This is a genomic window from Streptomyces sp. NPDC056373 (genome assembly GCF_042262425.1).
Lineage (GTDB): Bacteria > Actinomycetota > Actinomycetes > Streptomycetales > Streptomycetaceae > Streptomyces.
Genome location: NZ_JBHJPX010000009.1, coordinates 1 through 24,336, shown reverse-complemented (window position 1 = coordinate 24,336; position 24,336 = coordinate 1). Strand labels below are relative to the sequence as shown.

The 24,336-nt window shown below is 69.5% G+C and carries 21 protein-coding genes, 1 rRNA gene and 1 riboswitch; of the genes, 6 read left to right on the top strand and 16 right to left on the bottom strand.

What is annotated here, in order from left to right; all coding sequences use genetic code 11:
* Positions 1–115: 115 nt before the first annotated feature.
* From ACFCXS_RS19840 to ACFCXS_RS19830, 3 genes are all read left to right on the top strand, one after another.
* Complete coding sequence (locus tag ACFCXS_RS19840) at positions 116–700, top strand: hypothetical protein (RefSeq protein ID WP_376644653.1); 585 nt, start codon at positions 116–118, stop codon at positions 698–700.
* 431 nt (positions 701–1,131) lie between these two features.
* Positions 1,132–1,335, top strand: a complete 204-nt coding sequence (locus tag ACFCXS_RS19835; protein ID WP_376644652.1) for a DUF5999 family protein — start codon at positions 1,132–1,134, stop codon at positions 1,333–1,335.
* A 208-nt stretch (positions 1,336–1,543) separates the two neighbouring features.
* Positions 1,544–2,569 carry a LacI family DNA-binding transcriptional regulator gene (locus ACFCXS_RS19830; protein ID WP_376644651.1) on the top strand — a complete coding sequence of 342 codons (1,026 nt, stop codon included), beginning with the start codon at positions 1,544–1,546 and terminating at the stop codon, positions 2,567–2,569.
* A gap of 99 nt (positions 2,570–2,668) precedes the next feature.
* On the opposite strand, the gene ACFCXS_RS19825 is transcribed toward ACFCXS_RS19830, so the two are convergent.
* From ACFCXS_RS19825 to ACFCXS_RS19810, 4 genes are all read right to left on the bottom strand, one after another.
* Positions 2,669–3,718 carry an endo-1,4-beta-xylanase gene (locus tag ACFCXS_RS19825; protein ID WP_376644650.1) on the bottom strand — a complete coding sequence of 350 codons (1,050 nt, stop codon included), beginning with the start codon at positions 3,716–3,718 and terminating at the stop codon, positions 2,669–2,671.
* A gap of 53 nt (positions 3,719–3,771) precedes the next feature.
* A complete protein-coding gene (locus ACFCXS_RS19820) occupies positions 3,772–4,536 on the bottom strand; it encodes a carbohydrate ABC transporter permease (RefSeq protein WP_376644986.1) in 765 nt (254 codons plus the stop codon).
* 74 nt (positions 4,537–4,610) lie between these two features.
* On the bottom strand, positions 4,611–5,606 hold the full coding sequence (locus ACFCXS_RS19815; RefSeq protein WP_376644649.1) for a carbohydrate ABC transporter permease: 996 nt from the start codon (positions 5,604–5,606) through the stop codon (positions 4,611–4,613).
* 6 nt (positions 5,607–5,612) lie between these two features.
* On the bottom strand, positions 5,613–6,905 hold the full coding sequence (locus ACFCXS_RS19810) for an extracellular solute-binding protein (RefSeq protein WP_376644648.1): 1,293 nt from the start codon (positions 6,903–6,905) through the stop codon (positions 5,613–5,615).
* 432 nt (positions 6,906–7,337) lie between these two features.
* On the opposite strand from ACFCXS_RS19810, the gene ACFCXS_RS19805 reads away from it, so the two are divergent.
* A complete protein-coding gene (locus ACFCXS_RS19805) occupies positions 7,338–9,317 on the top strand; it encodes an amino acid transporter (RefSeq protein WP_376644647.1) in 1,980 nt (659 codons plus the stop codon).
* Between the two features lie 114 nt (positions 9,318–9,431).
* On the top strand, positions 9,432–9,827 hold the full coding sequence (locus tag ACFCXS_RS19800) for a molybdopterin-binding protein (protein WP_376644646.1): 396 nt from the start codon (positions 9,432–9,434) through the stop codon (positions 9,825–9,827).
* A 169-nt stretch (positions 9,828–9,996) separates the two neighbouring features.
* Here the strand turns inward: ACFCXS_RS19800 and gcvP are convergent, their stop codons facing one another.
* Positions 9,997–12,882, bottom strand: coding sequence for an aminomethyl-transferring glycine dehydrogenase (gene gcvP / locus ACFCXS_RS19795; protein WP_376644645.1), 2,886 nt, complete (start codon positions 12,880–12,882; stop codon positions 9,997–9,999).
* A 175-nt stretch (positions 12,883–13,057) separates the two neighbouring features.
* Positions 13,058–13,153, bottom strand: a riboswitch (glycine riboswitch).
* Between the two features lie 113 nt (positions 13,154–13,266).
* Here gcvP and ACFCXS_RS19790 point away from each other — a divergent pair.
* Positions 13,267–13,641 carry a PRC-barrel domain-containing protein gene (locus ACFCXS_RS19790; RefSeq protein WP_376644644.1) on the top strand — a complete coding sequence of 125 codons (375 nt, stop codon included), beginning with the start codon at positions 13,267–13,269 and terminating at the stop codon, positions 13,639–13,641.
* Here ACFCXS_RS19790 and ACFCXS_RS19785 read toward each other — a convergent pair.
* The 11 genes from ACFCXS_RS19785 to rrf all read right to left on the bottom strand — a co-directional run.
* On the bottom strand, positions 13,560–15,011 hold the full coding sequence (locus tag ACFCXS_RS19785) for a DNA polymerase IV (protein WP_376644643.1): 1,452 nt from the start codon (positions 15,009–15,011) through the stop codon (positions 13,560–13,562). The two genes, ACFCXS_RS19790 and ACFCXS_RS19785, sit on opposite strands and share 82 nt — an antisense overlap.
* Before the next feature lie 269 nt (positions 15,012–15,280).
* A complete protein-coding gene (locus ACFCXS_RS19780) occupies positions 15,281–15,964 on the bottom strand; it encodes a MerR family transcriptional regulator (RefSeq protein WP_376644642.1) in 684 nt (227 codons plus the stop codon).
* 291 nt (positions 15,965–16,255) lie between these two features.
* On the bottom strand, positions 16,256–16,729 hold the full coding sequence (locus ACFCXS_RS19775; RefSeq protein WP_003988851.1) for a bifunctional nuclease family protein: 474 nt from the start codon (positions 16,727–16,729) through the stop codon (positions 16,256–16,258).
* An 85-nt stretch (positions 16,730–16,814) separates the two neighbouring features.
* On the bottom strand, positions 16,815–17,561 hold the full coding sequence (locus ACFCXS_RS19770) for a MerR family transcriptional regulator (protein ID WP_376644641.1): 747 nt from the start codon (positions 17,559–17,561) through the stop codon (positions 16,815–16,817).
* Between the two features lie 52 nt (positions 17,562–17,613).
* Positions 17,614–18,567: an FHA domain-containing protein gene (locus ACFCXS_RS19765; protein ID WP_376644640.1), complete on the bottom strand. Its 954-nt coding sequence runs from the start codon at positions 18,565–18,567 to the stop codon at positions 17,614–17,616.
* 61 nt (positions 18,568–18,628) lie between these two features.
* Positions 18,629–19,564, bottom strand: coding sequence for a DUF881 domain-containing protein (locus ACFCXS_RS19760; protein WP_376644639.1), 936 nt, complete (start codon positions 19,562–19,564; stop codon positions 18,629–18,631).
* A gap of 5 nt (positions 19,565–19,569) precedes the next feature.
* Complete coding sequence (locus ACFCXS_RS19755; RefSeq protein ID WP_003988855.1) at positions 19,570–19,902, bottom strand: small basic family protein; 333 nt, start codon at positions 19,900–19,902, stop codon at positions 19,570–19,572.
* A complete protein-coding gene (locus ACFCXS_RS19750) occupies positions 19,899–20,813 on the bottom strand; it encodes a DUF881 domain-containing protein (protein WP_376644638.1) in 915 nt (304 codons plus the stop codon). The genes ACFCXS_RS19755 and ACFCXS_RS19750 overlap by 4 nt, the downstream gene beginning before the upstream one ends.
* Positions 20,814–20,913: 100 nt before the next feature.
* A complete protein-coding gene (locus ACFCXS_RS19745) occupies positions 20,914–23,409 on the bottom strand; it encodes a sugar phosphate nucleotidyltransferase (RefSeq protein ID WP_376644637.1) in 2,496 nt (831 codons plus the stop codon).
* A 114-nt stretch (positions 23,410–23,523) separates the two neighbouring features.
* Positions 23,524–24,132, bottom strand: a complete 609-nt coding sequence (locus ACFCXS_RS19740) for a CDP-alcohol phosphatidyltransferase family protein (protein WP_376644636.1) — start codon at positions 24,130–24,132, stop codon at positions 23,524–23,526.
* 109 nt (positions 24,133–24,241) lie between these two features.
* A 5S ribosomal RNA gene (rrf, locus tag ACFCXS_RS19735) occupies positions 24,242–24,336 on the bottom strand; the annotation flags it as partial.

Genomic DNA, 24,336 nt, shown 5'->3' with positions numbered 1-24,336 from the left:
CCACCCCCCTCTCGTTCACATGACCCCGGCCCCTGCCGCTCTGACCCCGTGAGCAGACAGCGCCGTCCGCCCCCGCCCTCGTGCCACCGTGCCTTTGAATGAGAGGCGACCCACCATGCCGCTGCATGTCCCTCCGGCTCCCGCGCCCGCACTCCGCTCCGTCCTCACCGCCCTCTCCTCTCCCACCGCGGTCCGCGAAGCCCGAACTCCCTCCCTGCTCGGCACCCAGGGACCCGTCACACCCGAGCTGCCCCTGCCCGTGCACGTCCTCGACCACGTCACGGCCGAGGGCGTCTCCGCGACCCGGCTGGCCGGGTGGCGCTTCCTGATCCGCAGCGGCGACCACGTCGTGGCCGCGGCGGAGACCATGCTGACCGCGGACGGCTGGGCCTTCTCGCATTTCTTCGAGGGCCCGTACATCACCTCCACCGAGCGCGCCCTGCGTCAGGCCGAGACGATGCCGCAGCCGTACCAGCCCCGACTGCTGTCGGTGCCCGGCCTGTACATGCTGACGCTCTGGCTGCACGAGGACTGCTCCGCGGACGGCGCCGCCGGACACCCCGCCGCCACCGACCTGCTCGTCCCACTGGCACCGGCACCGCCCGGCATCGCGGCCCACCGCCCGCACCGCGTCTCCGAACTCCTCCCGGTACTGACCCATCGAGTGACCCCCACCAGACTTCTCGGATCACCCGCCTGAGGCACAGCACACCCCTCTCGCCCCGTCGCCGAATTCCGGCGGCGGGGTCGTTTTTCACTGCCGGTCGACAACCGACCGCTCGCACGATCGCTTTGCCGCTCACACGATCGCTCTTACGAGCGATGAATAGCTCTTAAGAGCCGGAAAGGTCACCGGCCCGAGCGGACTAGCCCTATCCGGCCACTGCGAACCACCCGAAGAGACAGCCCAGTTGGGATGAACCGTCCGCGCGGGTGACGCGTCCTGAACCTGTGAGAAGCGGTGCCGCGAAATCCCTGCGGATTGACGCCCGTGGGGCAACACTGGGTTCCGACGACCTATCACAACGGGGGGCGGCCATGAACGACACTTCTAGCCGCGGAACAGACACGACAGCCCACTCGGACACGTCAATATCATCGTCCGTCCCGACACAGCGAAAGATCCCACCCATGTGCCAGCACCAGACCCAGTGCCCCTCAGCAGAATCCGCCGACCGGGAGTCCGCCCGCCTCGTGGCGCACCACCCGGAACAGGGATGGAGCCTGCTGTGCAACGGCGTGGTGCTCTTCGAGGACACCGGCGAACTCCTGCCGGACGGCCGGGTCATCGCCCCGCACCGTCCGTCGGCCGGCCAGGTGATGACGGCCGCCTGAGGCCGTCGGCGGGGTGATGCCCCGCCGCACGACATGAGGGGCCGGCCGCAGACACCGTGCGCACCGGCCCCGACGCATGTCCGGCGGTCGTCACTGACCGTCACTTCCCGCGACATGGCGTTCCCGGCCCGTACGCCTTCCCACGGATGCGTCGTTTCCGGAAGACTCCTGGAAGTTTCGCGGTCACCCGTCGACGGAGGTGGGGCTGGTGGGATCAGGTGGGGCCGACCCCGGAGGCAGGGTCACGATCACGGAGATCGCCCGGCAGGCCGGCGTGTCCGTACCGACCGTGTCCCGGGTCGTCAACGGCCGGTCCGACGTGTCGCCGCGAACCCGGGCCCGGGTCGAGGAGCTGCTGCGCCGCCACGGTTACCGCAAGCGTCCCGCGGCCCCCGGCACCCGCGCCGCCCTGCTCGACCTGGTCTTCAACGACCTCGACAGCCCTTGGGCCGTGGAGATCATCCGCGGGGTCGAGGAGGTCGCGCACGCCGCCGGGGTCGGCACCGTGGTGTCGGCCATCCACGGGCGGTCCGGAGACGCCCGCGAGTGGATGCGCAACCTGAGGGCCCGCGCCTCCGACGGGGTCGTCCTCGTGACGTCCGCCCTCGATCCGACACTCCACGAGGAGTTGCGGATCCTCGGCGTGCCCCTGGTCGTCGTCGACCCGGCGGGCTCGCCGGCCCTCGACGCCCCCACGATCGGCGCCGCGAACTGGGCGGGCGGCCTGGCGGCCACCGAGCACCTGCTGTCCCTCGGCCACCGCCGGATCGGGCTGATCGCCGGACCGCCCCGCCTGCTGTGCTCCCGTGCCCGCCTGGACGGCTACCGGGCGGCCCTGGAAGGCGCCGGCATCCCCATGGACGCCTCCCTCGTCGTCCCCGGCGACTTCCGCCCGGAGTCCGGATTCACCGCCTGCGACACCCTGCTCGATCTGCCGGAGCCGCCGACCGCGTTGTTCGCGGCCAGCGACCAGATGGCACTCGGAGCCATCGAGGCGCTGCGCCGGCGCGGTCTGCGGGTGCCTCAGGACATGAGCGTGGTCGGCTTCGACGACCTTCCGGAGGTCCGCTGGTCGGCACCACCCCTGACGACGGTCCGCCAGCCCCTGGCCGACATGGGCAAACTGGCCGTGCGCACGGTGCTCCGTCTGACCCGTGACGAACAGCCGGACTCACCACGGGTGGAGCTGGGCACGGAACTGGTGGTACGGGCGAGCACGGCGCACTTGGCCTGACCCCTCGGCCCGAGCACGGCGCCCTTGACCTGACCCGTCGGTCCGAGGACGGCGCCCCACCACCCCCTGTCCGGTGGGGCGCCGCCCTGCCCGCCCCCGCTACCTCCCCCCGAGCGCCTCGCGCAGCGCGGAGTACGCGGGCTTGCGCCGCAGTTCCTCGTCCCACGGCAGGGCCGCGCCCTCGCCCGGGAAGAACGCGGGGATCCAGGAGTACTTGTCGGTGTAGTCCCACAGGGTGACGCCCACGCAGCGACGGACCGCCAGGCACGCCTCGGTCAGATCGGCGTACCACTCGGCCTGCCGGTCCAGCTTCTCCTCGGTCGCCGGCAGCTGCATCCGTATGTCGACCTCGGTGAGCGCGGTGTCGAGGCCGAGCCGGGAGAAGCGGCGGAGGTTGTCCTCCAGGGTGTCCGGATAGCCGTACTGGAGGGCGAGATGGGCCTGGAGGCCGATGCCGTGCAGCGGGACGCCCGCGGCCTTCAGTTCCTTGGCCAGACGGTGGTAGGCGTCGCTCTTCGGGCCGATCCCCTCGATGTTGTAGTCGTTGAGGTAGAGCTTGACGCGCGGATCCGCCTGGTGCGCCCAGCGCAGCGCGTCGGCGATGTAGCCGGGCCCCAGCGTCTTGTAGAAGACCGACTCCCGGTAGGTGCCGTCCTCGTTGAAGGCCTCGTTGACGACGTCCCAGGCGAACACCTTGCCCCGGTAGTGCCGTACCTCCGTCTGGATGTGCTTCTTCAGTACGGCCCTCAGCTCGGGGGCCGTCCACTCCCTGCTCGTGAGCCATCCCGGCAGCTGGCTGTGCCAGACCAGGGTGTGGCCGCGCACCTTCTGCCGGTTGGCCCGGGCGAGGTTCACGATCTCGTCGCCCTGGGAGAAGTCGAACACGCCCTGCTGGGGCTCCGTCGCGTACCACTTCATGCCGTTGCCGGGCGTGATCTGGTCGAACTCGCTGCCGAGCAGGGCCGTGTACGGGCCGTCCACGAGCTCGGGGTTGTCGGTGGCACTGCCGAAGTAACGGCCGTGCCGCTGCGCCAGGTCGGCGAGGGTGGGCTGCTGGTGCCCCGCCTGGGCGGGCGTGCCGGCACCGATGCCGGCGGCGACCAGGAACGCGGCGACGGCGCCGGCGAGTCTGAGACGGGTGGTGCGCATGGTGCGACTCCTCACGACGGTGGGTGGGTAGAGCCGTACGTTCGCGGCGCGCGTCAGCCCTTGGTGGCGCCGGCGGTGAGGCCGCCGACGAGCTGACGCTCGGCGACGGAGTAGAAGGCGAGGGCGGGCACCATGGCCAGCACCAGATAGGCGAAGACCTTGGCGTACTCCGCGGAGTACTGCCCCTGGAACTGCTGGACGCCGATCGGCAGCGTCCACCACTGGGCGTCGGTGAACACCAGCAGCGGCAGGAAGAAGTTGTTCCAGCTGGTGACGACGGCCAGCACGGAGACGGTCCCGAGCGCGGGCCGGGCCATGGGCAGCAGCACCCGCCAGAAGAAGCCGAACGAGCTGCACCCGTCGAGGGTGGCCGCTTCCTCCAGCTCGCCGGGGATCTGCCGGAAGAAGCCCCGCAGGATGATGATCGTCATCGGAAGTCCGAAGGCGGCCTGCGGAAGGATCACGCCGAGCGGGTTGTCCAGCAGGTCCAGCGAGCGCAGCAGCAGGAACAGCGGCAGGGCCGCCACGGCGAACGGGAACATCAGCCCCATGGTGAACAGCGTGAACAGCGTTTCCCGGCCGCGGAAGGCGAACCGCGCGAAGGAGAAGGCCGACAGGGCGGAGACCGCGACGACCAGGACGGTCGTGCCGATCGCGATCAGCGTGCTGTTGCCGATCAGCCGCCAGAAGTTCCCCGAGCCGAGGATCTGGGTGTAGTTGGAGGTCACCCACGACTCGGGCAGCCCGACCGGGTTGCGGGAGAGCTCGTCGGTGGATTTGAAGCCGGAGAGCGCGGCGTAGAGCAGGGGGACGGCCATGACGGCCCCGACGACGACCAGGACGAGGTGCAGGCTCCAGGTCTTCCCGTGCGCACGGGTCTTCTGACTGGCTGTCACTTTCCGTCACCCCGCATGGTCGTGGTGGCCCCTTCCAGGTCGCGCCGGAGGACGAACCGCTGGTAGGCGAGGGCGAAGACGAGGCTGATGCCGAACATGACCACGCTGATCGCGCTGGCGTAGCCGACCTGGTAGCGCTTGAAGCCGTACTGGAACATGGTCACGGCCATGGTCTCGGAGTGGTGGTCGGGGCCGCCCGCGGTGGTCACCCACACCAGGTCGAAGAGCTGGATCGACCCGATGACCGCCAGGAACACGCTGATGCGCAGGGTGGGCGCGAGCAGCGGCAGGGTGACGTTGCGGAAGCGCTGCCAGGCACTGGCCCCGTCGATCAGCGCCGCCTCGGTCAGTTCCCTCGGGACGGCCTGGAGCCCGGCCAGGTAGAGCATCATGTGGAAGCCGAAGTACTTCCAGGTCATGACCAGGAAGACGGTCGCCATGACGGTGGACGGATCCGCGAACCACTCCCCGCCCAGCCCCTCGAGACCGATCTTGCCGAGGACCTGGTCGGCGAAGCCGTCGTCCGGGGCGAAGATCATGCCGAAGAGGATTCCGGTGATGGCCTCGGACAGGACGTACGGGGCGAAGAACAGCATCCGGTACACCGCCCGGCCGCGCATCCGCTGGTTGAGCAGGACCGCCATGGCGAGCGCGAACGGCAGCTGGAGGGCGAGCGACAGCACCACCAGGACCAGGCAGCGCCACAGGTCGCCGAGGAAGACGTCGTCCTGGAAGAGCCGGGTGAAGTTCTCGCCGCCGATGTAGTCGGAGGGCATGCCGAAGCCGCCCCAGCGGAAGAACGCCGAGTACAGGGCGAACAGCATCGGAAGCAGCACGAGACCCAGGATCAGCACCAGGGCCGGGAGCTGGAAGCCGGCCGCGGTGAGCCAGTGCAGCGCGCGTCGCCGGGCCCGCCCCGTGGGCCGGGCCGCGGCTGGGGGCGGGGAACCGGCGGGGCCGGTCCGTTTTTCCGGCAGGAACGTGGAGGTCATCGCCTGCTACTGCTCTTCCTTCGCGGTCTTCGTGATCGACTGCGCGACCTGCCCGGGCGACTTGGAGCCGGCGATGAGCGCGGCCACACTGTCGTTGACTTCCTGGCCGACGGCGGGCGCGTACGCCTGGTCGAGGTAGAGCTGGAAGCCGGTGGCTGCCTTCAGCTGGGCCTGCACGGACTTGATGTTGGGGTCGGCGATGGCGCTCTCGGCCGCCGGGACGACGGGCAGGACACCGGTCTTCTTGACCAGTTCCAGATCGGTGGCCTCGGACGCGAAGAACTTGAGGAAGTCCACGGCCTCCTGCGGGGCGCCCCTGCGCAGCGCGTGGCCACCGCCTCCGCCGAACACCTCGGTGATGGCGCCCTTGCCGCCCTCGACCGCGGGGAACGGGAAGAAGCCGAGGTCCTTGCCGAGCCCCTTGCCCGCGTCGGCCTGCACCGTGGGCGCCCACTGGCCCATGAGTTCCATGGCCGCCTTGCCGTTGCCGACGGCGGCGGCCTGGCCGGTGGGCGACGAGTAGGCGGCTCCGAGGAAGCCCTTCTGGAACGGCTGCAGGGCGACGAGTTCCTTCAGGTGCTCGCCCGCCTCCAGGAAGGGGGCGCCGGTGAAGTCCTTGCCGTCGTATGCCTTCTGCAGCGCCTCGGCGCCGGCGGTGCGCATGGCGAGGTAGGCCCAGTAGTACATGCCGGGCCACTTCTCCTTGCCGGCCAGGGCCAGGGGCGTGACCTTGGCGGCCTTCAGTTTGCGTACGGCGTCGAGGAAGCCGTCCCAGGTGGTCGGCGGCTCGGCGATGCCGGCCTTCCGGAAGAGCGCCTTGTTGTACCAGAAGCCGATCATGCCGATGTCGAACGGGATGCCGTAGGCCTGGTCGTCGAACAGGTACGGCTCCCGGGCGACCGGCAGCAGTGCGTCGCCCCACGGCTTGGTCCGGTCCGTGAGGTTCTCGACGAGCCCGGCGTCGACCTGCTGCTTCAGCACGCCGCCGCCCCAGGTGTGGAAGATGTCGGGCAGCTTCCCGGAGGCGGTCAGGGCCGTCATCTTCGACTTGTAGGCGTCGTTCTCCAGCTGGACGATCTTTACCTTGACCTTGGGGTTCTGCGCCTCGAACTTCCGCGCCAGAGCGGCCCAGACGGTCTTGGACGGCTCGGTGGTGGAGATGTTCCACCACTCGATCGTGGTCGTCCCGGACGACCCCCCGTCCGAGTCCCCGCCGCATGCGGTCAGTGCCGTCATCCCCAGACCGGCCGCGGCGGAGGACGCCAGGAAGCCGCGGCGGGACAGTGCGGGGTCGCCCATCATGCACTCCTCGAGAGTGTCGAAAGTTTCGGATCAGAATCAGAAAGCTTCGCTGCTGCCGCACCCTAGAGACAGCGCGTAAACGGTGGCAACCCCTTGTACGCGGTGAATCTGTCGGCAATGACGGAACCTGATCCGGATGCGAAACATTCGAATCATCGGACGAACGTTACGAAGTCGACCGGGTCGTGATCACACAGGGTGTCCACCCGCGTGGACGGGAGAGCACCGCCCCCACCGCGGGCAACGCCCTCCGACGCCCGCTCAGCTCGCGTTTTCGAAGGCCCGACCGCCCCGGCCGACAGTCTTAACGGAAGCTTGACGCGCTCAGCCCCTTCGACCGCGGGCCACGGCGTCACGCTCCGCTTACGCTGAGCGGGCCGTCCAGTGATGGCCGGAAACCACGCTGAGCCGCACATCGGGAGCACGTCGATGGCCACCACCGAGCACCCGGCACCGAGCCGTCCGGAGCCTTACCCACCCAGCCGTCTGCGCGCCTGGATGCTGGAGGGCCTGTCGGACATGGGCAAGGGCGGCGGCCACACCGGGCCGCATGCCGAGCCAAAGCCTCCGCACCGCGGCCAGCGCTGGTGGCGGGTGATGTGCCTGACCGGCGTCGACTACTTCTCGACCCTCGGATACCAGCCGGGCATCGCGGCCCTGGCCGCCGGACTGCTGTCGCCGATCGCGACCATCGTCCTGATCGTCGTCACACTGGCGGGCGCCCTGCCCGTCTACCGCCGAGTGGCCGAGGAGAGCCCCCGCGGCGAAGGCTCGATCGCGATGCTGGAGCGGCTGCTCTCCTTCTGGCAGGGCAAGCTGTTCGTCCTGACCCTGCTGGGCTTCGCCGCCACCGACTTCCTCATCACCATCACCCTGTCGGCCGCCGACGCCTCCACCCACCTGGTGGAGAACCCGCATCTGACGGGTGCGCTGCACGACAAGCAGCTGCTGATCACTCTGGTCCTGGTGGCCCTGCTGGGCGCGGTGTTCCTCAAGGGCTTCCTGGAGGCCATCGGTGTCGCCGTCGCCCTCGTCGGCGCCTACCTGGCGCTGAACGCGGTCGTGGTGGTCGTCGGCCTCTACCACGTCATCACGGCCGGTCATGTGATCACCGACTGGTCGAGCGCCCTCACCGCCCAGCACAGCAACGTCTTCGCCATGATCGGCGTCGCCCTGCTCGTCTTCCCCAAACTGGCCCTGGGCCTCTCCGGGTTCGAGACGGGCGTCGCCGTGATGCCGCACGTCAAGGGCGACGCGGACGACACCGAGGAGCGGCCGGCCGGGCGCATCCGTGACACGAAGAAGCTGCTCACCACGGCCGCCCTGATCATGAGCGTCTTCCTGATCACCACCAGCTTCATCACCACCCTCCTCATCCCGGAGAAGGAGTTCGAGGCGGGCGGCCAGGCCAACGGCCGTGCCCTCGCCTACCTGGCGCACCACTACCTCGGCAACACCTTCGGCACCGTCTACGACGTCTCGACGATCGCCATCCTCTGGTTCGCCGGCGCGTCCGCCATGGCCGGTCTGCTCAATCTGATGCCGCGCTACCTCCCCCGTTACGGCATGGCCCCGCACTGGGCCCGCGCCGTACGGCCCATGGTCATCGTCTTCACCCTGATCGCCTTCCTGGTCACCTGGATCTTCGACGCCGACGTCAACGCCCAGGGCGGCGCCTACGCCACCGGCGTGCTGGTCCTCATCAGCTCAGCGGCGATCGCGGTGACCATCGCCGCCCGCAAGGCCCGGCAGCGGAACTGGACGATCGCCTTCGCGGTGATCTCCGCGGTGTTCCTCTACACGACCGTGCTCAACGTCATCGAACGCCCGGACGGCGTGAAGATCGGCGCCTGCTTCATCGCCGGCATCATCCTGGTCTCCCTGTTGTCACGCCTGGCCCGGGCGTTCGAGCTGCGCGTGACCAGCGTGACGCTGGACGACATGGCGGAGCGCTTCGTCCGGGACATGGCCAGCCGCCGGATGCGGTTCATCGCCAACGAGCCCGACCGGCGCGACATCGCCGAGTACCGCGACAAGATCGAGCAGATCCGGCACGACAACGACGTGTCCGGCCAGGAGGACTTCGTCTTCGTCGAGGTGACGGTGACCGACCCGTCCGAGTTCGAGGCCGGTCTGACCGTACGCGGCGAGGTGCTGCACGGCCGCTACCGCGTCCTGACCCTGGAATCGTCCTCCATCCCCAACGCCCTGGCCGCGCTGCTGCTGCACGTCCGCGACACGACCGACCGGACCCCGCACATCTACTTCGAGTGGACCGAGGGCGGACCCTTCGCCAACTTCCTGCGCTTCTTCCTGTTCGGCCAGGGCGAGGTCGCCCCGGTGACCCGCGAGGTCCTGCGCGAGGCGGAGCCGGACCGCAAGCGGCGGCCGAGGGTGCACGTGGGGTAAGTCGGGCCAAGGCCGTCGTATGCGGTCAGCGCCCTGTCGCGTCACGCCCGACGGCCCACCCCCCGCTTCCCCCGCATCCCCCGCCGCCCTCTCGCGCCCCCTATCGTGACCGGCATGCAGTCCTACACGATCGGCCAGGCAGCGCGGCTGCTCGGCGTCAGCCCGGACACCGCCCGCCGCTGGGCCGACGCGGGCCGCATCACGACCCACCGCGACGAGACCGGACGCCGTCTCATCGCCGGGAGGGACCTGGCCGCCTTCTCCGTAGAGCTCGCCCGGTCCGGCACCGCCGAGGAGGACACCCCGTACACCTCGGCCCGCAACGCCTTTCCCGGCATCGTCACCGCGATCAAACTCGGCGACGTCGCCGCCCAGGTCGAGATCCAGGCGGGCCCGCACCGACTCGTCTCACTGCTCACCCGCGAGGCGGTGGAGGAACTGGGCCTGGAGGTCGGCATGGAGGCCACGGCCCGCGTGAAGTCGACGAACGTCCATGTCGACCGCGTCTGAGGCAGGGACGCCGCGGAGGACCCGGCCCGGTCACCCGGGACCCCGGTCGTGGCTCTGATCAAGGCGACCGAGGTGTCACTCGCCACGGCGGGACACGACAGGACACGGCGGTGAACGACGGGAGGGGCCCCGCATCGCGGAGCCCCTCCCCCTGTCACCGGTCAGCCGGTCAGTCCTCGTACGCGTCCAGCGGCGGGCAGGAGCACACCAGGTTCCGGTCACCGAAGGCCTGGTCGATGCGGCGCACCGGCGGCCAGTACTTGTCGGCCGTCGACACCCCGGCCGGGAAGACTGCCTCCTCACGGCTGTAGGCGTGCTCCCACTCCCCGGCGAGCGCGCCGGCGGTGTGCGGGGCACCGCGCAGCGGGTTGTCCTGCGCGGGCCACTCGCCGGAGCCGACCTTCTCGATCTCCGCGCGGATGGCGATCATCGCCTCGCAGAAGCGGTCCAGCTCGGCCAGGTCCTCCGACTCGGTCGGCTCGATCATGAGCGTCCCGGCGACCGGGAACGACATGGTCGGCGCGTGGAAGCCGTAGTCGATCAGTCGCTTGGCGACGTCGTCGACGCTCACGCCGGTCGCCTTGGTCAGGGGGCGCAGGTCGATGATGCACTCGTGCGCGACGAGACCGCCGGGGCCGGTGTAGAGCACCGGGTAGTGCGGCTCCAGGCGCTTGGCGATGTAGTTGGCGCTGAGCACGGCCACCTGCGTGGCGCGCTTCAGCCCCTCGCCGCCCATCAGCCGGACGTACGCCCACGAGATGGGCAGGATGCCGGCGGAGCCCCAGGGAGCCGCCGAGATCGGCCCGACGCCCGTCTCCGGGCCCGCCTCGGGCTGCAGCGGGTGGTTGGGCAGGTAGGGCGCGAGGTGTTCGCGCACCGCGACCGGGCCGACGCCGGGGCCGCCGCCGCCGTGCGGGATGCAGAAGGTCTTGTGCAGGTTCAGGTGCGAGACGTCGCCGCCGAAGTGCCCCGGCTTGGCGAGCCCGACGAGCGCGTTGAGGTTGGCCCCGTCGACGTAGACCTGCCCGCCGGCCTCGTGCACCTGCGCGCAGATCTCGGAGACGTGCTCCTCGAACACACCGTGGGTCGACGGGTACGTGATCATCAGCACGGCGAGCTCCTCGCGGTACTGCTCGATCTTGGCCCGCAGGTCGTCGACATCGATCTCGCCGTCGTCGGCGGTCTTCACGACAACCACCTTCATGCCGGCCATCACCGCGCTGGCGGCGTTCGTGCCGTGCGCGGACGACGGGATCAGGCAGACCGTGCGCTGCTCGTCCCCGTTGGCCCGGTGGTACCCGCGGACGGCGAGCAGACCGGCCAGCTCACCCTGCGACCCGGCGTTCGGCTGGAGGGACACCTTGTCGTAGCCGGTGACCTCGGCGAGCCGGTCCTCCAGCTCGTGGATGAGGGTGAGGTAGCCGCCGGCCTGCTCGGCGGGCGCGAAGGGGTGCAGCTGCCCGAACTCGGGCCAGGTGACCGGCTCCATCTCGGTGGTCGCGTTGAGCTTCATGGTGCAGGAGCCCAGCGGGATCATGCCCCGGTCGAGCGCGTAGTCGCGGTCGGCCAGCCTGCGCAGGTAGCGCAGCATGGCGGTCTCGGAGCGGTGCTGGTGGAAGACGGGGTGCGTCAGGTAGTCGTCGGTCCGCAGCAGCGCGCCCGGAAGCCCGTCCTCCGTGGCCGCGTCCAGCGCCTCTACGACACCCTCGACGCCGAAGGCCGCCCACACGGCGCGCAGCTGGGCGCGGGTCGTGGTCTCGTCGCAGGCGATCGAGATGTGGTCGGCGTCGACGAGACGCAGGTTGACTCCCTTGTCCCGGGCGGCGGCCACAATCTCGCCGGCCCCGCCCTGGACACGCACGGTCAGGGTGTCGAAGTAGGCCTCGTGCACGACCTCGACACCGCCGCCCGCGAGCCCGGCGGCGAGGACCGTGGCGTAGCGGTGGGTGCGCCGCGCGATGCCCTTCAGGCCCTCCGGGCCGTGGTAGACGGCGTACATGCCGGCCATGACGGCGAGCAGCACCTGCGCGGTGCAGATGTTGCTGGTCGCCTTCTCGCGGCGGATGTGCTGCTCACGCGTCTGCAGGGCCAGCCGGTAGGCCTTGTTGCCGTCGGCGTCCACGGACACGCCGACGAGCCGCCCGGGCAGGCTGCGCGCCATCTTGTCCTGGACCGCCATGTAGCCGGCGTGCGGTCCGCCGAAGCCCATGGGCACGCCGAAGCGCTGCGTCGTGCCGACGGCGATGTCGGCACCGAGCTCACCGGGCGACTTCAGCAGGGTCAGCGCGAGCAGGTCGGCGGCGACGGTGACGAGCGCCCCGAGCTCGTGCGCCCGGTCGATGACCGGCTTGATGTCCCGCACGGCACCGGATGCGCCCGGGTACTGGAGCAGTACGCCGTTGATCTCGCGCTCGGCGATCCCGTCGGGGATGCCCTCGCTGAGGTCGGCGACGACGACCTCGACTCCGGCCGGCTCGGCGCGGGTCCGGATCACGGCGACGGTCTGCGGCAGCGTGTCCGCGTCGACCAGGAACAGGCCCTTCTTGTTCTTGCCCAGGCGCCGCGACAGCGCCATGGCCTCGGCGGCCGCGGTGCCCTCGTCGAGCAGGGAGGCGCCCGAGGTCGGCAGTCCGGTCAGGTCGGCGACCATGGTCTGGAAGTTGAGCAGCGCCTCGAGCCGGCCCTGCGAGATCTCCGGCTGGTAGGGCGTGTAGGCCGTGTACCAGGACGGGTTCTCCATGACGTTGCGCATGATGACCGGCGGCGTGAACGTGCCGTAGTAGCCGAGGCCGATCATGGAGCCGAGGACCTGGTTGCGGTCGGCGAGAGAGCGCAGCTCGGCGATCACCTCGGCCTCGCTGCGGGCGCCCGGCAGGTCCAGTGCCTCGGCGCTCTTGATCACGGCCGGGACGGCGGCGGCGGTCAGCTCGTCCAGCGAGCCGTAGCCGACGTGCGCGAGCATCTTGGCGCAGGCCTCGTGATCGGGGCCGATGTGGCGCTGCTCGAAGGGGACTGCCTCTTCGAGCTCGGAGAGCGGAGTGCGGTGGGCGGTCATAACGGAGGCCTCCTGGTCGACACGACCTGCGAGGGGCACCACGGCACGGGTACCCGGACGGCCTCCCCCTCTGTCATCTCAACCTGAGAGCTTCACCGGATCGCCCGAAGGCCTCCGGCTTTCACCGTCGGTGAGAGCGGAAGCCGTCGACACCCGCCCTGCTTTCCAGAGTGACCTCGTCCGTGCGGTACGTGTGCCTGAGAGATTCCGGGGAGGATTTGCTCCTTCGGCGCCTCCGATGGTGCCTGGAGGACTCTCCCGCACGGGGTCAGCAGCCGCTGCCAGCGTACCAGCGAGACCAACGCACGAACCTTCGAGTGGCCGCATCCCCGCTTGTACCGTTTTGTAGTGTTTACGGATGAGGTGCGACCATGTGGAGGGCCCGTGCGAACCGAGATCGATCCGCGCAACCTGATCGGCCGCAAGGCGTTCGACCGTAACGGGACCAGGATCGGCACGATCGACGAGGTCTACCTCGACGACGCCACCGGCGAGCCGGAGTGGGCGGCCATACGGACCGGCCTGTTCAGCAGGGACGCTTTCGTCCCCCTGGAGCCCAGCGAATTGATCGAGGGTGCCCTGCACGTCCCCTTCGACCGCGCCCTGATCAAGGACGCCCCCGACTTCGGCGTGGGCCGCCACCTCTCCCCCGAACAGGAACTGCAGCTCTACCACCACTACGGCCTCGACGTCGCCGCCCCGCCCCCGCTCCCCGACCACGAATTCGGCAAGCTGGCGGGCACCGACGAAACGGCCTGAGACACCGCTCCGGGCGGCCGGGCTTCCGCCCCGGGCCGTAACACCAGGGGCAACGGGTCCGCCGCCTCCAGATCCGGGTCGTCGACCCGGAACGTCCGCACCCGACCGGGCTCCGAGTCGGGCGTCTCGAACCGTACGGTGACCCGCCCGAGGCCGCTGCCCTGCACCCAGCCGTGCCCGAACTCGGCGTGCCGCACATCGTGCCCGGCGGGCCAGCGCCGCTCGGCGAGGGGCGGCGGCTCCTCGACCGGCGCCACGGAGTGCTCCTCGACGGGGCCCTCCGCGACCGCCCGCTCCCCCGCCGCCTGGGCGAACAGGTCCTCCTGCGTGTAGTCGGCGAGCCCGCTGACGCCGACCCCGAGCAACCGCACCCCGCCGGTCGTGTCGACGGAGTCCAGCAGTCTGGCCGCCGCCTCACGGACCACCGCGGCGTCGTCCGTGGGGCCGCGCAGAGTCTCGGAGCGGGTGAGCGTCGAGAAGTCGTACCGCCGTACCTTCAGCACGATCGTCCGCCCGGAGAGCCCGGCCTCGCGCAGCCGCCGCACGCACCGCTCGGCGAGCCGCTGCACCTCCAGGCCGACCCGCGTGCGGTCGTGGATGTCCACGTCGTAGGTGTCCTCGACCGACACCGACTTCGCCTCGCGCTCCGCAACCACGGGCCGGTCGTCCCGCGCCAGTGCCATGGCGTGGAGACCGTGTCCGTGCGCCTTGCCCAGCAGCCGGACCAGCTCGTCCTCGCCCGCCTCGACGATCTCCTCGACCGTGGTGATCCCGGCACGCCTCAGATGGTCACCCGTCGCCGGCCCCACTCCCGGCAGGGTCCGCACCGACATCGGCCCGAGCATCGCCCGCTCGGTCCCGGGCTCTATGACCACCAGCCCGTCCGGTTTGGCCTCCTCCGAAGCGATCTTCGCCAGCATCTTGGAGGCGGCGAGCCCCACCGATCCCGTGAGCCCCGTGACGGCACGGATGTCCGCGCGCAGTTTCACTCCGGCCAGCCGCGCCGATCGCTCGTCCCACGCCACTCCGCCGGCCTCCAGGTCCACGAACGCCTCGTCCAGGCTCAGCGGCTCCACCAGCGGCGACAGCGCACGCAGCAGCTCCATCACCCGCTCGCTGATCGACCGGTAAAGGTGGAAGCGCGGTACGAGATACGCGGCGTTGGGCGCGAGTCGGCGGGCCTGCCCCATGGGCATCGCCGAATGCACCCCGAAGACCCGGGCTTCGTACGACGCGGTCGCCACCACGCCCCGCGGGCCGAGCCCGCCCACGACCACGGCCTTCCCGCGCAGACTCGGCTTGGACGCCTGCTCCACCGAGGCGTAGAAGGCATCCATGTCGAGATGCAGGATCGTGGGCGAGGTTCTCACACCCCCGATGCTGCCCTACGCCACTGACATCGCCCCGCCCGACCGCTGCGAACGCCCCATGGCAAGCCGCTCACGGCCCGCCAGCGCCCGCCGGCAGAGCCGGCTCGCCATCCGGACACCTGACCGGCCTGAAACCGCTCACCCCAAAGACACCCTCTTGGCGGAAGCCGCTCACCACTCACGGAACCCTCCCGCCGGAAAGCGCTTGCGGGTCGACGCAGAAACGTCCCGTCTTCTTCGACCGCTTACGCCCCCTGCCGCAGGACGGCTCAGACGGCCCGGTTCCGCCGACGCGCCAGCTCGTCCGCCGGGTTGGGCCCGATCAGGGTCTCGCCGGTATCGATCCGCTCGCCGTGCAGCTGGGACAGCGCACTCTCGACGTCCCGCCACACCACCCCGACCGCGATCCCGAAGACCCCCTGGCCGCCCTGGAGCAGGGCATGGACCTCGTCGGGCGAGGTGCACTCGTACACCGTCGCACCGTCACTCATCAGCGTCATGCGCTCGAGGTCGCTGAAACCGCGTTCCCTGAGGTGCTGGACGGCGGTGCGGATGTTCTGCAGCGACACCCCGGTGTCCAGGAAGCGCTTCACGATCTTCAGGACGACCACGTCCCGGAAGCTGTACAGCCGCTGCGTCCCGGACCCGTGGGCGGGGCGCACACTGGGCTCGACGAGCCCGGTGCGAGCCCAGTAGTCCAACTGCCGGTACGTGATACCGGCGGCCGCACAGGCCGTGGGGCCGCGATAGCCGATCTGCTCGGACGCCATGGACGTCGCCCCTCCGCTGCTCGGCACCGCTGTCGGTCGCTGCGGAACGTGGTCGGCCCCACTACCGGGCTGGGGGCATCCCCCTCCCGGGAGAGGCCGTGAGCCGGGGGGAGGGTACAGACCGCTCGCCCTGAGAATGCGCTCGGGGCCGCCCCCAGCCGTACCGTCGCCGCTGCTTCTCACGCCGACCTCCGTCCTTGACCTGCCTTCTCGACGGTAGGCAGTCACCAGGGGTGCGTCAACGATCGCCACACTCGCCACGCCGAGTGATAATCACCCTGAGAGTGGTTTCCCGTGCCCCGTCGCGGGGAAAGGCTAGCCGAATGTGCATGGGACGGGCCTGGTGACGCTCTCACACGCCACCGGCACATGCGGGCATTTCGCCCGTCACACGCGGCGGGCGGCCCTGCCACGGACCACATCGTCCGTCGGGCCGCCCACACGCTTCTCAGGCCGCTGCCGCTCCCGAGGAACTCACTGGCTGCTGCTGCCGAAGTCCTCGGGGGAAATCTGGTCGAGGAACTCGCGGAACTTCTCCACCTCGTCCTCCTGCTCGTCCGGGATCGCGATACCCGCGTCGTCGAGCACCGTGTCACTGCCGTAGATCGGCGTCCCGGTGCGCAGCGCGAGCGCTATGGCGTCGGACGGGCGGGCGCTCACCTCGACGCCGCTGGCGAAGACCAGCTCCGCGTAGAAGACGCCCTCACGCAGATCCGTGATGCGCACTTCCGTGAGCTCCTGGCCGACGGCTTCCAGCACGTCCTTGAACAGGTCGTGTGTCAGCGGCCGCGCGGGAGCCATGCCCTGCTGGGCGAAGGCGATCGCCGTCGCCTCCCCCGGCCCGATCCAGATGGGGAGGTAACGGTCGCCTCCCACTTCACGCAGCAGCACGATCGGTTGGTTGGAGGGCATTTCGACCCGGACACCTACGACATCGAGCTCGTTCACACAGCAACCCTAGGCCGTGCCCGGGATGTTTGGGTAGTCGGGCCGGGCTCGGGCGCCTGATCCGGCCCCCGAGCGCCTGCCCGTCTCAAGGCAGCCGCACCCCGAGCGCCGTCTGCACCAGCGCGGCGTGCAGCTTCACCGTCAGCCCGGCCAGCTCCTTGGCGCGGGCCTCGGCATGAGCCCTGGTCTGCGGGTTCCGGTGCCGCTTCAGCGGCGCCACCACCTGGTCCACGAGGCCGGCCTCCCGGTCGGCGGCGGCCTTCATCGCCCGCAGGTGCCGCGGCTCGATCCCGAACCGCCCGAGCTCCACGAAGAGCAGGGCCACGCTGACCGCCTCGGCGTCGTAGGCCCCGTCCTCCAGCGGGGTGAGGAGCCCGTAGGACTCCCACTCCTCGAGCTCCCGCTCGCCCACACCGACGGCCGTGAGCAGCTCGTCCCGCCCGATCCTGGCCGCCGTGGGCTGATCGGGCTGCTCGAGCGCGGTTTCGCCGTCCCGCTGACGGCCCACGACCGGCAGCTGCACGGCCTCACCACGCTCCATGGCCGCCAGGTGCTCCCGGATCACCTTCAGGGGCAGATAGTGGTCCCGCTGCATCCTCAGGACGCGCCCGAGGCGCTCGACGTCATGGGCGCTGAACTTGCGGTATCCCGAGGGGGTCCGCCGCGGCTCGATGAGCCCTTCCGCCTCCAGGAAGCGGATCTTGGAGATGGTCACTTCGGGAAACTCACCGCGCAGCGCGTTCAGCACCGCGCCGATGCTCATCAGCCCATCGGCACCACTGTCCGTGGCGGCGGTGCCGTGCCCGGCACCGCCGCTCGGTGTATGAAGCATGGACCTTCCCTGACGGATGGACCTTTGCGGGGATCTGCCCGGACGCAGCCGGTCAGTAGCCCCGCTGGCTGGCGTAGAAGACCAGCCGGTACTTGCCGATCTGCACCTCGTCGCCGTTGTTCAAGGCGACCTGGTCGATCCGCTCCCGGTTCACGTACGTGCCGTTCAGGCTGCCCACGTCGGCCACCGTGAACGAACCGTCCTGGGCTCGGCGGAACTCCACATGCCGCCGGGAGACCGTCACGTCGTCCAGGAAGATGTCGCTCTGCGGGTGCCGGCCGGCCGTGGTCAGGTCACCGTCCAGCAGGAAGCGGCTGCCCGAGTTCGGGCCCCGGCGCACGACCAGGAGCGCGGAACCCAGCGGCAGCGCGTCGACGGCGGCCTGCGCCTCGGGGGACAGGGTCGGCATCGGCGTCTGACCGGTGGTCTCGCTGTCGTAGGCCTCGAGACCGGAGATGGAGATCGTGGAGGTCGTCTCGGACGGACGCTCCGGTGTCGCCCCCGCCCGCAGCGGCGCGCCGCAGTTGGAGCAGAAACGGCTGTTCTCCGCGTTGCGGTTACCGCACCTCGTACACACCAGGGCCGACATCGGATCCTCCTGCCGCGGCTGCCCACCGGGGGCGTTTGACGCGTACGGGTCGGAAAACCCTCCACCCGCACTTGAGGCTGACGGTTGCCCGAAACCTATTCCGGCGGACTGTGCAGGGTCAACCGACGGCGCGCCCTGACCACCGGGAACATCGCCGCCCGGACCGCCGACCTGGTCCCGGAACAGCGGCCGCTGGCCCTCCGCGTCTGGCTGTGCGCGATGGCGAGCGGTCGCGTTGTCGCTGCCCTCTCGCGCGCTCTTGCCGAACAACTTCGCAAACAACTTCACGGGCGATTCCCCTTGACCGAAACAGACCCGCCCGTGGGGCAGGACGAACCCTGACTGAACACTCTGGCCGACCCGGACATCCTGACAACGTCCGTCTGCACCAGACAGTTTCCACCACGCACCGCCCATTCGGTGCGCCGACCCCCCGCAACCTCATGCCCTCGCCGAACGCCGCCCATGCACCCCCGGTTCACTGCGAGGACGACCGAGCGTAGTCAGGCCGCTTCGCTGCTCGCAAGGCGTCCACGACGATGTCCGCCGACCGCTCGATCGTGACGGTGGCCCGTTCCTTCTCGAGAGTCTGCACCACGCCTCCGGGGATGTTGAGCGCCGGCTCGAGGTCCTGCGGCTTGCCGATGACCTTGAAACGATAGGGCGCGTTGATCTTGTTCCCGTCGACGCCGACGCCCTTGCCCGGGTCCGTGAGATACGTACCCGCGACCACCCGAACACCGTTGACCTGGATCGCCTCGGCGCCCGCCGCGCGCAGCTCCTGGATCGCGTCGAGCAGCATGTCCGCCTCGACCGTCCCCTTCGTGTCCTGGATCGTCATGGTGATGCCGGGCCCCTGCGCGGCCACCGTGCCCGCCAGGATCCCGAGTTGCCTCTCCTTCTCGACCGTCTGCTTCCGAGCCTCCTCGGCCTGGTCGGAGCTGTTCTCCAACTCGTCGCGCTGCTTCTCGAGACCCTGCTTCTCGTCCTCAAGACGTTGAGTACGGTCATCCAGTTCATCGAGGATGCGGACAAGATCTTCCTGTCGCGCCCCACGCAGCGCACTGTCGCTGTCGCTGTTCGACGCCACCTGCACCGCCAGCCCGAACCCGAGACCGAACAGCAGCACGGCGACGATGAGTTGGGCCCGGGTCACGCGCGGCGGCCACACCCCCTGTGCCAGCCGCTGCCGCCCGGTCAGCCGCGGCTCGGGGTCCGGCTGCGGTTGCGGTACCTGCTCGGGCTCCGGCTCCGCCGGGGTCCGAGCGGCCGCGGGCGCCGCCTCGGGCCCGGCGCCGGGAACCTCCTGGGGCAGCTCCTTGCGCAGCCTGTTCCCTGACTCGCCACTGCCGTCGTGCGTGTCGCCCTCGACGGGATCGGCGGGCTTGGCGGGCTTCTCGTCGTGCTCGCTCATCGGCCTCACGCCCGGAACACGTGCCGGCGGATCGCCGCGGCGTTGGAGAAGATCCGGATACCGAGGACGACCACCACACCGGTGGACAGCTGCGCACCCACGCCCAGCTTGTCGCCCAGGAACACGATCAAAGCGGCCACGACCACGTTCGACAGGAACGACACCACGAAGACCTTGTCGTCGAAGATCCCGTCGAGCATGGCGCGCAGCCCCCCGAAGACGGCGTCGAGCGCCGCCACGACGGCGATCGGCAGATAAGGCTCGACCACCGCCGGAACCTCAGGCCGGACCAACAGCCCGGCCACGACTCCCACCACGAGGCCCAGTACGGCGATCACGATGTGCCCTTCTCGTTCTTCTCAATGCTCGGCTGTGCTGTTCGTACGATCACACTCGGCGCGGCAGGCAACCGGAGGTCGTCCTCCGCGGAGATGCCTGTCCTGATGCCGTAGCTCTCCTGCAGCGCGTTGAGGTACAACCCGTCCGCGCTATCCTGGAACCGTGTGCTCAGCCGCTGCCCGTCCCCCACCGCGAGCACCGTGTACGGCGGCACCAGCGGCTTGTTGTCGACCAGTATGGCGTCCCCGGCGGCCCTGATCGCCGACAGCGCCGTCAGCCGCTGCCCGTTGATGGAGACGGCCTCGGCACCCGACTCCCACAGCCCGTTGACGACACGCTGCATGTCCCGGTCACGCACGCGGCCGGTGTCGGAGAAGCCGGAGGTCTCCCGCGGGTTGCCACCGGCGCCGGAGGCCGCTTCCTTGGCGTCGTTCACGACTAGCTTCACACCGGGGCCGTGCACCGCGACCGCGCCCGACAGGATGCCCGCCAGGTCGGAGTCCCCGCTGCCGCCGCTGTGCTTCAGTGCCTCGCGCTGCCGTGCGCCCACGTCCGCGCGCAGCTCGTCGACGGTGTCCGCCAGCTTGTCCGCCGTCTCGGTCTCCCGGTCGATGCGGTCGACCAGCTCCTCCCGCTCCTTGGCGACGACCGGAGCCGCGACCCGCGCCTGCGCCGCCCCGACGGTCACGACGAGGGCCGCGAGCACCAGTCCCGCGGCGAGCCCCAGCTTCGCCCTGAGCGTCTTCGGCATGCCGCTGTCACCCGCGGCCTTCTTCCGCTCGGCGGCCTCGGCGTATCCGTCGTCGAGGCTGTGGTCCATGACGTTGGTGAGCAACGACATGGACGCATCCGGGCGCCGGGGCCGCGTGGGTGTGCTCCGAATGGGGGGTTGCTGCGGCATGCCGCACATCGTCGCACGTCGCGAGCACTACCTCCGAACGGGGCCACCGGCGTGCCGGACAGGCCCCGTTGGGGGACACGTGTCCGGCACGCGCGCGTGCAGCCTGTTCTTACCGGCCTGCGCTGTCCACGACCGCCGCCCATTCGTCCAGCAGGGCCTGCGCGGAGGCGTCGTCCGGTCCCTCGGCCCACAGGTGGGTGACGGCCTCCGCCGGGTCGGGCAGCACCATCACCCAGCGGCCGTCGGTCTCCACCACCCGCACACCGTCCGTGGTGTCCACGAAGCGATCTCCGGCCGCTTCGACGACCCGGCGCATCACGAGCCCCTTGACGGCCCACGGGGTCGCCAGATCCCGCTTCAGGACGTGCGCCCGCGGGATCCTCGCGTCGATCTGGCTGAGCGTGAGCTGCGTCCGCGCCACCAGCCCGATGAGCCGTACGAACGCCGCGGTGGCGTCGTACACGCTGCTGAACTCGGGGACGATGAACCCGCCCTTGCCGTCACCGCCGAAGATCGTCCCTTCCTCACCGCCGACGCGCGTGAGGTCGTCGGGAGAGGTGGTCGTCCACTCGACCTGGGTCCCGTGGTACGCCGCGACCTGCTCGGCGATCCGGGTCGTGGTCACCGGCAGCGCGACCCGGCCGCTGCGCCGCTCGGCGGCGACGAGGTCGAGCATGACGAGCAGCGCCCGGTCGTCCTCGATGATCCGGCCCTTCTCGTCGACGAGCGACAGCCGCTCACCGACAGGGTCGAAGCGCACGCCGAACGCGGCTCCCGAAGACGCCACGATCTCCCCGAGGCGCACCATTCCCGACCGCCGCATGTCGGCCGTCTCCGTCGGCCTGGACTCGTCGAGACCGGGGTTGATCGTCAGCGAATCGACCCCGAGCTTGCCGAGCAGGCTGGGCAGGACGAGTCCCGCACTGCCGTTGGACGCGTCCACGACGACCTTCAGCCCGGACTCGGAGATGCCGGTCGTGTCGACGTTCCGCAGCAGCGACCCGGTGTACGAGTCGAAGACGCTGGCCGGGAAGTGCAGGTCGCCGATCTCACCGGGGAAGGCGCGGCGGTACTCCTGACGTGCGAACACGCGGTCCAGCTTCCGCTGGCTGCCCTGCGAGAGGTCCGCACCGTTCCCGTCGAAGAACATGATGTCGACGGAGTCCGGCACCCCGGGGGTGGTACGGATCATGATGCCGCCGGCACTGCCGCGCGCTGTCTGCTGACGGGCCACGGGCAGCGGCACGTTCTCCAGGTCGCGCACGTCGATCGCACTCGCCTGCAGCGCCGAGATCACCGCACGCTTCAGCGCACGGGCACCACGCGAGTGGTCCCGGGCCGTGGTGACGGTCGAGCCCTTCTTCAGCGTCGTCGCATACGCGCCGGCGAGCCGCACCGCGAGTTCCGGTGTGATCTCGACGTTCAGGATGCCCGACACACCGCGGGCACCGAAGAGATGCGCCTGCCCCCTGGACTCCCAGATCACCGAGGTGTTGACGAAGGCGCCGGCCTCGATGGTCTTGAACGGATAGACCCGCACGTTGCCCTGGACGATCGATTCCTCACCGATCAGGCACTCATCACCGATGACCGCCCCGTCCTCGATCCGCGCCGCACGCATGATGTCGGTGTTCTTACCGACCACGCAGCCACGCAGATTACTGTGCGGCCCCACGTAGACATTGTCGTGAACGACGGCCTTGTGCAGGAACGCGCCGCTCTTGACGACCACATTGGAGCCCACGACGGTGTGCTCGCGGATTTCGGAGCCGGCCTCGACCTTGGCGTAATCACCGATGTAGACAGGCCCGCGGAGTACGGCGTCGGAATGGACCTCCGCTCCCTCGGCGACCCACACACCCGGGGAGATCTCGAACCCGTCGATGTCGACGTCGACCTTGCCCTCGAGGACATCGGCCTGCGCCTTCACATAGCTCTCGTGGGTGCCGACGTCCTCCCAATAGCCCTCGGCGATGTAGCCGTAGACGGGCTTGCCTTCCTTCATCAGCTGCGGGAAGACGTCACCGGACCAGTCGACGGGCACGTCGGGCTCGACGTAGTCGAAGACCTCCGGCTCCATCACATAGATGCCGGTGTTCACCGTGTCGGAGAAGACCTGGCCCCAGGTGGGCTTCTCGAGGAAGCGCTCCACCTTGCCTTCCTCGTCGACAATGGTGATTCCGAATTCCAGCGGATTGGGCACACGCGTCAGACAGACGGTGACCAGCGCGCCCTTCTCCTTGTGGAAATTGATGAGCTCGGTGAGGTCGAAATCCGTCAGTGCGTCGCCGGAGATGACGAGGAAGGCATCGTCCTTCAGCGCTTCCTCGGCGTTCTTGACGCTCCCGGCGGTACCGAGTGGCTTCTCCTCATTGGCATAGGTGAGCTCCATACCCAGCTCTTCGCCGTCACCGAAGTAGTTCTTGACGAGCGAGGCCAGGAACTGGACGGTCACGACTGTTTCGTTGAGCCCATGCCTTTTGAGCAGCCGAAGAACATGCTCCATGATCGGCCGGTTGGCCACCGGCAGGAGCGGCTTGGGCATGCTTGAGGTCATGGGGCGAAGGCGCGTGCCTTCGCCTCCGGCCATCACGACGGCCTTCATGTCGGAAGCGTCCTCCTCGAAGAGACGGTCTAGCCGACTTCCCCCGCCAGGATTGTCCCGCACTTATCCGGTACAGGCCATCGCTCCGCTACGGCAGCAGGACCATCCGAGAGTTCAATCGGCTATGGCGTCCGCACGGACCAGGCGGCGGACTTGTACCACGTAGAGGACTCCTGCCCACCAGTACAGGGTTGTACCCCATCCGGCGAACGCCCATCCGAAAACAGCAGCCAGTGACGAGATCCAGCTGCTGCCGTCACTCAGCAGCAGCAAGGGGAAGGCGTACATCAGGTTGAAGGTGGCTGCCTTACCCAGGAAGTTCACCTGAGGCGGCGGATAGCCGTGCCGACGGAGGATGCCCACCATCACCAGCAGAATCAGCTCTCGCGCAAGAAGTGCGGCGGTCAACCAGAGGGGCAGGATCTCGCGCCAGGTGAGGCCGACCAGCGTCGAGAGAATGTAGAGCCGATCGGCCGCAGGGTCGAGGAGCCGGCCGAGGCTGCTGATCTGGTTCCAGCGTCGCGCGAGCTTGCCGTCCAGATAGTCGCTGACACCGCTCAGAGCGAGTACCAGAAGGGCCCAACCGTCACTCTGGGGCCCACCGAACTCAGGGAGCAGGATCAGCCACAGGAAGACGGGTACGCCGACGAGGCGGGCCATGCTGAGGATGTTCGGGATGGTGAGCACACGGTCCGTCTGGACGCGAGTCTCCTGAACCTCCACCCGGGGGCCTCCTGTGGGAAACGTGCCAACGATGCCCCCTGACCCTACCTCAACGCAAAAAAGCTCTGGCCCTTGGGCTGTGTGCCCAAGAGCCAGAGCTCTAAAAGGAGTTCGGCGGCGTCCTACTCTCCCACAGGGTCCCCCCTGCAGTACCATCGGCGCTGAAAGGCTTAGCTTCCGGGTTCGGAATGTAACCGGGCGTTT

Excerpts from the sequence above, each read along its gene's own strand:
- ACFCXS_RS19810 (WP_376644648.1), bottom strand. The coding sequence starts at position 6,905 with ATGGGCGACCCCGCACTGTCCCGCCGCGGCTTCCTGGCGTCCTCCGCC.
- ACFCXS_RS19750 (WP_376644638.1), bottom strand. The coding sequence starts at position 20,813 with ATGTGCGGCATGCCGCAGCAACCCCCCATTCGGAGCACACCCACGCGG.
- ACFCXS_RS19820 (WP_376644986.1), bottom strand. The coding sequence starts at position 4,536 with ATGGCCGTCCCCCTGCTCTACGCCGCGCTCTCCGGCTTCAAATCCACC.
- gcvP (WP_376644645.1), bottom strand. The coding sequence starts at position 12,882 with ATGACCGCCCACCGCACTCCGCTCTCCGAGCTCGAAGAGGCAGTCCCC.
- ACFCXS_RS19760 (WP_376644639.1), bottom strand. The coding sequence starts at position 19,564 with ATGAGCGAGCACGACGAGAAGCCCGCCAAGCCCGCCGATCCCGTCGAG.
- ACFCXS_RS19745 (WP_376644637.1), bottom strand. The coding sequence starts at position 23,409 with ATGAAGGCCGTCGTGATGGCCGGAGGCGAAGGCACGCGCCTTCGCCCC.
- ACFCXS_RS19815 (WP_376644649.1), bottom strand. The coding sequence starts at position 5,606 with ATGACCTCCACGTTCCTGCCGGAAAAACGGACCGGCCCCGCCGGTTCC.
- ACFCXS_RS19805 (WP_376644647.1), top strand. The coding sequence starts at position 7,338 with ATGGCCACCACCGAGCACCCGGCACCGAGCCGTCCGGAGCCTTACCCA.
- ACFCXS_RS19770 (WP_376644641.1), bottom strand. The coding sequence starts at position 17,561 with ATGCTTCATACACCGAGCGGCGGTGCCGGGCACGGCACCGCCGCCACG.
- ACFCXS_RS19825 (WP_376644650.1), bottom strand. The coding sequence starts at position 3,718 with ATGCGCACCACCCGTCTCAGACTCGCCGGCGCCGTCGCCGCGTTCCTG.
- ACFCXS_RS19765 (WP_376644640.1), bottom strand. The coding sequence starts at position 18,567 with ATGGGCGGTGCGTGGTGGAAACTGTCTGGTGCAGACGGACGTTGTCAG.
- ACFCXS_RS19840 (WP_376644653.1), top strand. The coding sequence starts at position 116 with ATGCCGCTGCATGTCCCTCCGGCTCCCGCGCCCGCACTCCGCTCCGTC.
- ACFCXS_RS19800 (WP_376644646.1), top strand. The coding sequence starts at position 9,432 with ATGCAGTCCTACACGATCGGCCAGGCAGCGCGGCTGCTCGGCGTCAGC.
- ACFCXS_RS19835 (WP_376644652.1), top strand. The coding sequence starts at position 1,132 with ATGTGCCAGCACCAGACCCAGTGCCCCTCAGCAGAATCCGCCGACCGG.